Here is a 2,846-nt window from a genome sequence, read left to right on the forward strand (position 1 = left end):
TAGTTCTACATAAGAGCGACTACGGCCCCTCTGAGGTCGAACCCCCACACCCCGTGTGCGATATGAAATCGAGAGGATGGCGGGAGGGGTAGCTCTGGAGAGAAACCACAAAACATCGGAAATCGGCAATTTCACGGTGAAGAAGTCTCAAAGACAGCGATATCAAGATAGGCTATGTACCAAGGAAACCTTTACATAGCCACTCTGTCAACCATAGCCGCAATGGGACTATAGTCGGTTGAAACGAACCAGTATGTTTCGTGATATAACCGAACTCGCCCGTAGCTTTGCTCATTCGTGAGCTGGATGTCTTCGTCGGATTAACGTCTTCTCATGGGCTTTCTCACTAGATATCGACATCCTCGGATGATTCGTCTGTGCCTACCTTCTCGTTAAATTCATATCGCACACGGGGTGTGGGGGTGACTTACCGACGAGATCAGACTCCACTTGAGACACTCAAGAGATATTCTCGACACATCTAGTTGAGACTATGTCCAGTATTTCATCTTGTACACGGGGTACCTCCTCCGAGCTCTTCTGTCTCGCTTCGACATCGATAGTTGTTCGATGACCTGATCGACATTTCATATCGCACACGGGGGGTCACTACGATTAATTGATTTCGCCCGTGGTTACGGTATTACTCCATCTACCCATCGTGAAACCGTCTGTATCGGTAGAATTCAGCAAATTTAATCTCGCACACGGTACCCATATTTATTTATAGTTTCGACCTAACTGCGCAAATATGGCTGACGGCGACGACCAACAGTCCCTCTCACAATCTATCAAAGGTCGCCTCCAAGAGGGCGTTCAGAACTCGGTTTTTCGAGATAAGGGTCTTCTTGACCCGGATGCCGTCATCGACGAGGACCGGATCGTCGGTCGTGATGACCAGCTGGACGATATCATCACCTATCTCCGACCGGCATTACAGGGGAACCGCCCGCCCAATATGCTTCTCTACGGGCCATCGGGGACGGGGAAGTCACTCATCATCAACGCGGTCTGTCAGCAGGTTCTTGAACTCGCGAACGCCCAAGATGACCGTTTTGGCGTTATTAAGATCAACTGCCAGACAATCAAATCGCACGATAGGGCCGTCTACCGTCTTGTAGAAAACGCCGCTAATGAAGCCAACGTCGAAGTCGGTGTCCCGCAGAGTGGCGTCTCGACAGACCAGAAACTCAGCCGATTCTATGAGATCCTGAGCAACAATTTCGACTCGGTCATTATCATCCTGGATGAGATTGACCTCCTGGTGGGACGACAGCGGGACCCGAACGAGGAACCAGCTTACTCAAAGCTGCTTTATCAACTCTCTCGGGCCTCACAACTCGGTGAAATCGAGGGACACGTGTCCGTTGCTGCGCTCACGAACGATCCCCGATTCATGGAGAACCTCGACGGTCGGGCTGAGAGCTCGTTCAATCCGCAAGACGTTGTCTTCTCAGACTATGATGCGGACCAACTACAATCTATTCTACGACGACGTCGCGATGCGTATCGGGACGATGTACTTGAAGATGGTATTATTCCACTTAGCTCAGCGTTTGCGGCACAGGATCATGGCGACGCCCGGAAAGCGATCGATCTATTCCGGAAAGCAGGCGAGATTGCGGACCGAGGGAACGAAGATACGGTTGATGAAGGACACGTTCGCAATGCCCAGAAAGAAGCGGAACGGGATCGGACATTGACCCAAATGCAGGGTCTGTCGACCCAAAAGAAGCTCTCGCTTTACGCTACTGCGATCGTCCCCGTCTACTCACAACGCAACCTGAACGCTGTTCCCAGCACAGTCGCGTACCGTGTGTATCAGTATCTTACTGACTTACTTGATGCCGATACAAAATCGCGCGACTCTTATCTCCGCTATATGAGTGAGGCGGAGACATACAACTTTGTCACATCAGAAAAGCGGGGACGCGGCTACGGGAGTGGCGTTCACAAAGAGTACACGTTCGTTGACGATCCTGGTGTGGTTGCTGAAACCCTTCGAGCAGATATCCGGATCGAGGAAGCAGATGATGAAGGTGATCTTATCAAGTCAGTTGTCAACGCCCAGATAGATGACTTCTTTGAGGGAAAGTAACCTAGAGCAACACAGTCGCTGCTATTTGATTCATTTCGCACACGGGGTGTGGCTCCGCCGGAAGAAATGTTATCTATACTAAGTGTGTCTGACAACCGTACTCACAATTTCATTTCGCACACGGGGTGTCCCCGCTTGACTCGTCAACTGTTTCATCTCTCACACGGGGTCTGCCTCGATCGAGAGTAAAATCATTTCGCACACGGGGGGTGCTAACCAGATACCTCTGAGAATTTCATTTCGCACACGGGGTGTGTAGACCTCAATATCGGGCCAGAAACCCGTTCTACTCGTCAGGATTGACTGGAGACTTATACTTGGATTTGATCTGGTCCCCCTCTCGCCACTGCCAGTAGTAGTAGCGATTGTCGTTGATCTCCTTGATCGTGATCGTCGCTCTGGCCGGGACGTCATCCGGAAGATCGTCTGGTCGCTCTTCAACCTCTTCTTGATCTGCCGACTCCTCGAGACGGGCCTCTCGTTCCTTGTGCTCGGCGAGTGCTTCAGCGTATGTCGCAACGTCTCGAAGCTGCTCCGGCTCCGACTCGTTGAGCGTGTTGACGATCTCTGTCGGGAGGTTCGCCGGTGGGGTCGGAGGTTCGTAGGACATCGACTACTTGTGTCGCTCTTATGTAGAAACGCGGAAAGCCCGTATAATTACACTCAGACAGTTCTAATCTGGCAATATGCCTTCTGCTCAACCAGCGTTTGGTGGGATGTTTCGGCAATTGATCGAGCTCGGAGTTAT

The 2,846-nt window shown here is 51.3% G+C and carries 2 protein-coding genes; one reads left to right on the forward strand and one right to left on the reverse strand.

Features of this window, described 5'->3' with window-relative positions; genetic code table 11:
* Positions 1-751: 751 nt before the first annotated feature.
* Positions 752-2,098, forward strand: coding sequence for an orc1/cdc6 family replication initiation protein (locus tag Z052_RS15195; protein WP_099289220.1), 1,347 nt, complete (start codon positions 752-754; stop codon positions 2,096-2,098).
* A gap of 286 nt (positions 2,099-2,384) precedes the next feature.
* Here Z052_RS15195 and Z052_RS15200 read toward each other — a convergent pair whose 3' ends face one another.
* Entirely contained in the window at positions 2,385-2,708 is a 324-nt protein-coding gene (locus Z052_RS15200) for a hypothetical protein (RefSeq protein ID WP_099289221.1), read from the reverse strand.
* Between the last annotated feature and the right edge of the window lie 138 nt (positions 2,709-2,846).

This window comes from Halorubrum sp. C191 (genome assembly GCF_002727095.1).
Taxonomy (GTDB): Archaea; Halobacteriota; Halobacteria; order Halobacteriales; family Haloferacaceae; genus Halorubrum; species Halorubrum ezzemoulense.